The sequence below is a fragment of the Pseudoduganella sp. RAF53_2 genome, assembly GCF_052113985.1.
Lineage (GTDB): Bacteria > Pseudomonadota > Gammaproteobacteria > Burkholderiales > Burkholderiaceae_D > Rugamonas.
On record NZ_JBFRDW010000357.1, the window covers coordinates 1 to 6,105 of the forward strand.

8 protein-coding genes are annotated in these 6,105 nt (G+C 60.1%); 5 read left to right on the forward strand and 3 right to left on the reverse strand.

Annotated elements, in window-relative coordinates; genetic code table 11:
- Both AB4Z11_RS19830 and petA read right to left on the reverse strand, forming a co-directional pair.
- On the reverse strand, positions 1 to 973 hold a 973-nt coding region (locus AB4Z11_RS19830), incomplete at its 3' end, for a cytochrome b (protein ID WP_442027111.1).
- Positions 974 to 976: 3 nt separating this feature from the next.
- Positions 977 to 1,585, reverse strand: a complete 609-nt coding sequence (gene petA, locus AB4Z11_RS19835; protein WP_442027112.1) for a ubiquinol-cytochrome c reductase iron-sulfur subunit — start codon at positions 1,583 to 1,585, stop codon at positions 977 to 979.
- A 216-nt stretch (positions 1,586 to 1,801) separates the two neighbouring features.
- Between petA and mscL the strand changes: the two genes are divergently transcribed.
- The 5 genes from mscL to AB4Z11_RS19860 all read left to right on the forward strand — a co-directional run bounded on the left by mscL (position 1,802) and on the right by AB4Z11_RS19860 (position 5,350).
- Positions 1,802 to 2,236, forward strand: a complete 435-nt coding sequence (mscL, locus tag AB4Z11_RS19840; RefSeq protein WP_442027113.1) for a large conductance mechanosensitive channel protein MscL — start codon at positions 1,802 to 1,804, stop codon at positions 2,234 to 2,236.
- A gap of 52 nt (positions 2,237 to 2,288) precedes the next feature.
- Positions 2,289 to 3,440, forward strand: coding sequence for a Do family serine endopeptidase (locus AB4Z11_RS19845; protein ID WP_442027114.1), 1,152 nt, complete (start codon positions 2,289 to 2,291; stop codon positions 3,438 to 3,440).
- Between the two features lie 6 nt (positions 3,441 to 3,446).
- The gene (locus tag AB4Z11_RS19850) at positions 3,447 to 4,142 is read left to right on the forward strand and encodes a DUF2461 domain-containing protein (RefSeq protein WP_442027115.1); all 696 of its coding nucleotides are present in this window, start codon (positions 3,447 to 3,449) and stop codon (positions 4,140 to 4,142) included.
- A gap of 223 nt (positions 4,143 to 4,365) precedes the next feature.
- Positions 4,366 to 4,563 carry a hypothetical protein gene (locus AB4Z11_RS19855; protein ID WP_442027117.1) on the forward strand — a complete coding sequence of 66 codons (198 nt, stop codon included), beginning with the start codon at positions 4,366 to 4,368 and terminating at the stop codon, positions 4,561 to 4,563.
- Positions 4,564 to 4,594: 31 nt separating this feature from the next.
- Positions 4,595 to 5,350, forward strand: a complete 756-nt coding sequence (locus AB4Z11_RS19860; RefSeq protein WP_442027118.1) for a GIN domain-containing protein — start codon at positions 4,595 to 4,597, stop codon at positions 5,348 to 5,350.
- Positions 5,351 to 5,374: 24 nt separating this feature from the next.
- Here the strand turns inward: AB4Z11_RS19860 and AB4Z11_RS19865 are convergent, their stop codons facing one another.
- Entirely contained in the window at positions 5,375 to 6,055 is a 681-nt protein-coding gene (locus tag AB4Z11_RS19865) for a LytR C-terminal domain-containing protein (protein ID WP_442027120.1), read from the reverse strand.
- Between the last annotated feature and the right edge of the window lie 50 nt (positions 6,056 to 6,105).

Sequence of the window (6,105 nt, forward strand, 5' to 3'; positions counted from 1 at the left end):
CCCACATGAAGTCAGCGGTGGTGGCACGCAGCACCGAGTAGAACGGGGTGAAGTACCAGGTCGGAGCGATGTGCAGCGGAGTCTTCAGGGAATCGCCCGGCAGGAAGTTGTTGTACTCCAGGAAGTAGCCGCCCATCTCAGGTGCGAAGAACACCACCGCCGAGAACAGCACCAGGAATACGGACACGCCGAAGATATCGTGCACGGTGTAGTAAGGGTGCGAAGGGATGGAGTCCACCGGATGGCCATCGGCGCCCAGGTTCTCTTTCACTTCGATGCCGTCCGGGTTGGACGAACCCACTTCGTGCAGCGCGATCAGGTGCGCAGCCACCAGGCCCAGCAGGACCAGCGGGATGGCGATCACGTGGAAGGCGAAGAAGCGGTTCAGGGTCGCGTCGGACACCACATAGTCACCGCGAATCCACAGCGACAGGTCAGGGCCGATCAGCGGGATGGCGCCGAACAGATTCACGATCACCTGCGCGCCCCAGTAGGACATCTGGCCCCAAGGCAGCAGGTAGCCGAAGAAGGCTTCCGCCATCAGGCACAGGAACACGGCGAAACCGAACAGCCAGACCAGCTCGCGTGGCTTACGGTAGGAACCGTACAGCAGGCCGCGGGTCATGTGCAGGTACACGATGATGAAGAAGGACGAAGCGCCGGTCGAGTGCATGTAGCGCACCAGCCAGCCCCACGGCACTTCGCGCATGATGTATTCCACGGAACCGAAGGCCAGGTTGGCGTCCGGCTTGTAGTGCATGGTCAGGAAGATACCGGTAACGATCTGCAGCACCAGCACCAGCGCCGCCAGGGAGCCGAAGATGTACCAGAAGTTGAAGTTCTTGGGCGCGTAATACTTGCCCCATTGATCGTTCCACAGTTTGGTCAGCGGGAAGCGGTCATCGACCCAGCCCAGTGCTTTCTGTGCGGCCGGAGCATCGGCCGGGAACTTGGTTTCCTTGAATGCGCCCATGGATTATGCCTCGCCTTTCTGGTCTTTACCGATGACGATCTTGGAATCGCTCAGGTACATGTGACGAGGAACAGGCAGGTTGTCCGGAGCAGGTTTGTTCTTGAAGACGCGGCCGGCCAGGTCGAAGGTGGAACCGTGGCATGGGCACAGGAAGCCGCCGGCCCAGTCATCCGGCAGGGACGCCTGCGGGCCAGGAACGAATTTGGTCGATGGCGAGCAGCCCAGGTGGGTGCAAATGCCGATCGCGACCAGGATTTCCGGCTTGATGGAGCGATGTTCGTTGCTGCAGTATTCTGGCGTGAATTCGGAAGGGTTGCGTTTGGAGTCCGGGTCGGCCACCTTGTCGTCGGTCTTCTTCAGCGACGCGAGCATTTCCGGCGTACGCTTCAGAATCCAGACTGGCTTGCCGCGCCATTCGACGGTTTTCAGCTCACCAGGCTGCATGGCGGAGATGTCCACTTCGACCGGCGCGCCGGCGGCTTTCGCGCGCTCAGACGGCTGGAAGGTGCTTACCAAGGCGCCCGTAGCGCCCAATCCGACTACACCACCAGCCGCACATGTGGCGACGAGTAAGCCGCGTCGGCTCGGATCGACCTGCTTTTCGATGCTCATACAAACCCCAATCAGTCAAAAATCGAAATCTTTATTAAGCGCTAACAAACCTTCTAGCAACCTTAAATTATAAGGTAAGCGGAATGCGATTTAAAGCAAAACCTTGCATTTTTCCAACCAATCCCCATAGAGCGGTATCACTTGCTGACCATATGTTTGTCGCAAAGTTGAAAAATCAGTATGATTTAAAGTAACAAAACTCGGGGAGGACTCGGCATGGGAATGATGCAAGAATTTAAAGAATTTGCCATGAAGGGCAATGTGATCGACCTGGCGGTCGGTGTCATCATCGGCGCCGCCTTCAGCAAGATCGTCGATTCCCTGGTGGCGGACGTGATCATGCCGCCAGTCGGCAAACTGATTGGCGGGCTGGATTTCGCCAACTATTACATTCCACTCAACGGCCAGGCCGCCAACCTGACCCTGGCGGAAGCCAAGAAGCTGGGCGCCGTGATCGCCTACGGCAGCTTCTTCACCATCCTGATCAACTTCATCATCCTGGCCTTCGTCATCTTCCAGATGGTGCGCCTGGTAGCGATCGCACGCCGCAAGGCGGAAGGTGAAAAGCCAGCCGGGGCAGCCGCCGAACCGGCCCCGCCATCCGAAGATATTCTGCTGTTGCGCGAAATCCGCGATTCTTTGCGAAAATAGGAGTATTGGCGGACCGTGACTGCGGTCCGCCCTCTTACTCATCGGATTGACTATGCGACGACTCTGGTTATTGTTTGCGCAAACGGTGACCATTGTTCTGGCACTGTATTTCGTCTATTCGGCCATGCGGCCGGATTGGCAAGGCGCGCCCGCCGCGCGCTCGCAAGTCAGCAGCACGACCCGGGCCGCCACCCTGACCGAGGCGCCCGCCACGCCGTCGCCGGGCTCTTACCGCTCCGCCGCCGGGCGAGCGATGCCGGCCGTGGTCAATATTCTCACCTCCAAGGCCGTGCGGCGCCGCCATCCGCTGTCGCGCGACCCGTTCTTCCGTAAATTCTTCGGCGACCGCGACGAAGGCGACGATGAGCAGAACAGCCTGGGCTCGGGCGTGATCGTCAGCCCGGAAGGCTATATCCTGACCAATAACCACGTGGTGGAAGCGGCCGACGAGATCGAAGTCGTGCTGGCCGACGGCCGCAAAGGCAAAGCCAAGGTGGTCGGCACCGATCCGGAAACCGACCTCGCCGTGATCAAGATTGAGCTGGACAAGCTGCCCGTCATCATCCTGGGCCAGGTGGAGCAGGCCAAAGTGGGTGACGTGGTGTTGGCCATCGGCAACCCGTTCGGCGTGGGCCAGACGGTCACCATGGGCATTATTTCCGCCCTGGGCCGCAATAATCTGCACATCAACCATTTCGAGAATTTCATCCAGACAGATGCCGCCATCAACTTCGGCAACTCGGGCGGCGCCCTGATCGACGCCAATGGCAATCTGCTGGGCATTAACTCCGCCATTTACTCCCAGACCGGGGGCTCGGTGGGCATCGGCTTTGCGATCCCCGTCAGCACGGCCAAGACGGTGATGGAGTCCATCATCAAGGAAGGCCACGTCATACGCGGCTGGATCGGCGTGGAATCCCAGGAAATCACGCCGGAAATGGCTGAGAGCTTCGGCCTCAAGCGCGACAGCGGCGCCATCATCGCCGGCGTAGTGCGCAACGGCCCGGCCGACAAGGCCGGCATGCGCCCCGGCGATATCCTACTGTCGGTGAACGGCCAGCCGGTCAAGGACACCAATGAAATGCTGAACCTGATCGCCCAGCTGGAGCCGGGCGGCAAATCGACCATGCGCATCCTGCGCAAAACCCGCGAATCCGATCTCGATGTGATGGTCGGCCAGCGCCCCCTTCCGAAAAAACACTAACACACCATGCATCTGCGCGACCTCACCCGCTTTCTGCAAGAACTGACCGACAACAACGCCCGCCCCTGGTTCATCATGAACAAGCCGCGCTACGACATCCTGCGCGAAGAGTTTCTGGAATTGGTGACCCAGGTGATCATTGAACTGGGCAAGATGGACCCGGCCGTGAAATTCTGCAACCCGAAGAAAGCCATGTTCCGCATCAACCGCGACGTGCGCTTCGCGCACGACAAGAGCCCGTACAAGACGCACTTCTCGGCCGCCATCGCGCCCAACGATATGCGCCGCCCCAGCATGGCCGGTGGTCCGACCTATTACTTCCAGCTGGATAAGGAAGGCCGTCTTGGCATCGGCGCTGGCGAATACATTCCGCCGCCGCACCGCCTGAAGGCGCTGCGCAACCACATGGTCGAAGACGCGGCCGGCTTCCGCAAGGCGCTGGCCAACAAGGCGTTGAAGGCGCGCTATGGCTCGATCACCGAAGAGCACAAGCTGCAGCGCCCACCCAAGGGTTACGACCCTGAGCATGAGCACATCGAGTTCATCAAGCTGAAAAGCTTCTTCGTCTATACCGAGATCGATCTGAAGCTGAACAAGCCGGAAGAACTGCTGCCGCTGATTACCGCCTGCTTCAAGGACGCCTGGCCGATCGTGAAGTGGATGCGCGAAGCCAAGGTGGAAGAAGACGCCGAAGCCGCATAAGCTTCCTCTCTGCGGGCCGTCCGGCCGGACGTCCGCCCGTACACAACACTGGGCGCTTCGGCGCCCAGTTTGCTTTTACGCGCTCATTTTGCAGTTCATGTCGCCAAAAATGCATTTCGTCGCAAGCCCGTAGTGTTGGACGGTGGCCTTATCTATAGTTCACTCAACGAAACACAAAACGCATCACCAAGCAGCACTAACCTGACACTGAACGGAGCTTAAAATGAACATCGCTAAAAACATGGAAATCATCTTCCTGAGTGCAGTTGCCCTGATCGCCGCTACCGGCTTCGCAACCGCCGCAGTCCCTGCCAAACACATTGCTGAACCTGCAGCGATCGTGGCAAAAGCAGACGCCAAGATGCCAGTCGTCGTCGTCAGCGCCAAGCGCCTGACCGCGGCTGAAAAAGCAGCCCTGTAATCACCAGCACAAACAACACGGAGCCACAGAGATGAAAAAGTTCTTCAGCATGACGATGTTCGCCGCAGCCGCCCTGTTCACCAGCGCCGCCCACGCAGATGACTACGTCAGCGAAACCCGCAGCATCGATGGGCGTGCCGTGAAAGTTGTGCTGGATGGTGTGATCAGCCTGAAGCTGAAGCAAGGACCGGCTTCCCTGGTCGTCTCCGGCGACAAGCGCTACCTGCCGAAAGTGACGGTGACGCAAAGCGGCGACACGCTGCGCATCGGCACCGACCTGAATGGCGTGCACATGGACAATCCGCGACTCAGCGCAGAACTGAGCCTGCCGCAAGTGCGTGAGCTGGTCTCCGCAGGCGTAGGCTCCGCAGAGATGAATGGCTTCACCGGCGATTCGATGCGCCTCTCTCTGGAAGGTGCAGGCGCTGTGAAAATGAATTCGCAATACCGCAAAGTCGAAGCGCGACTGACCGGCGTTGGCAGCATGAATGTCAATGCGGGCAATGCGGAAGATGTCGACCTGAACTTGCGCGGCGCCGGACAGATTACGATTGCCGGCCAGAGCAAAAACCTACATGCGCTGCTGGGCGGTATTGGCAGCCTGGATGCGAAGCAGCTGCAATCCGAAAGTCTCGATGCCGAGATGACGGGCCTGGGCAGCGCGACCTTCTACGCCAAGAATTCCGCCAACCTGCGCCTGAGCGGCATGGGTTCGGCAACCGTCTACGGCAAACCAGCCACCCGCAACTCGACCGCGCGCGGTCTGGGTAGCGTCGCCTGGAATTGACTGTTCTTCTCCACCACTCTTGACTCAGTCAAAGAGTTTGCCGCCTACACCCGTAGGCGGCTTTTTTCTTATATCGCGTCCCAAAATCAATCGCATATCCGGCGCGCCGGGACGCGTTCCATCCAACTCCGCCACTACCGCCAGCACGCCAATGCGGCGCGCCAGGATTTGCGCCTGTTCGCCGCTGCCGCGATATTGAATGCGCGTAGCCGGCACATTGAACGGCTTCGTGTTCGACAAGCGGATCACTTGCAGCTGCTGGCTCCGTAACGAGCGCCCCCATGCGGCGGCCAGTCCACGTACACCATTGCCGTTGCTGATCTCCAGCCGCACCGCCGTTGGATGCGGCACGCTCGTGCGGCGCAGTTCGAACAGCGCAGGACCGATCTCGCGCAGCTCCGTGCGTGGCATGCCGGGCGCCGCCTCGGCCAGTGCACCGCGCAGCACAGCGTAATCGTCCCGCACGCTGTGACTGCGCAGGGTGCGCGCCTGCAGCAGCATGCGCTGCGCACGTTCATCGTCGCCAAGTACCATCAGCATTTCGCCGAGCCGCTGCCAGGCCTGGGCATCGCCAGGATCGGCCAGCACTGCGTGCTCCAGCGGTGACACGGCATCTGGCTGYGGCGCGGGTGCCGGCAGCGGCGCTTGCGTGGCAGTGCACGCAACCAGCATGCCGGCGCCGGAAAGGAATGAAAGCGCGCGCATGAGTCCCTCCTTCAGTGGCCCACAGCGCCCAGCATCCTGCTAATCTGAAT

What these genes read in the sequence shown, in the direction of transcription:
- petA (WP_442027112.1), bottom strand. Translation starts at nt 1,585, where the DNA reads ATGAGCATCGAAAAGCAGGTCGATCCGAGCCGACGCGGCTTACTCGTC.
- mscL (WP_442027113.1), top strand. Translation starts at nt 1,802, where the DNA reads ATGGGAATGATGCAAGAATTTAAAGAATTTGCCATGAAGGGCAATGTG.
- AB4Z11_RS19845 (WP_442027114.1), top strand. Translation starts at nt 2,289, where the DNA reads ATGCGACGACTCTGGTTATTGTTTGCGCAAACGGTGACCATTGTTCTG.
- AB4Z11_RS19850 (WP_442027115.1), top strand. Translation starts at nt 3,447, where the DNA reads ATGCATCTGCGCGACCTCACCCGCTTTCTGCAAGAACTGACCGACAAC.
- AB4Z11_RS19855 (WP_442027117.1), top strand. Translation starts at nt 4,366, where the DNA reads ATGAACATCGCTAAAAACATGGAAATCATCTTCCTGAGTGCAGTTGCC.
- AB4Z11_RS19860 (WP_442027118.1), top strand. Translation starts at nt 4,595, where the DNA reads ATGAAAAAGTTCTTCAGCATGACGATGTTCGCCGCAGCCGCCCTGTTC.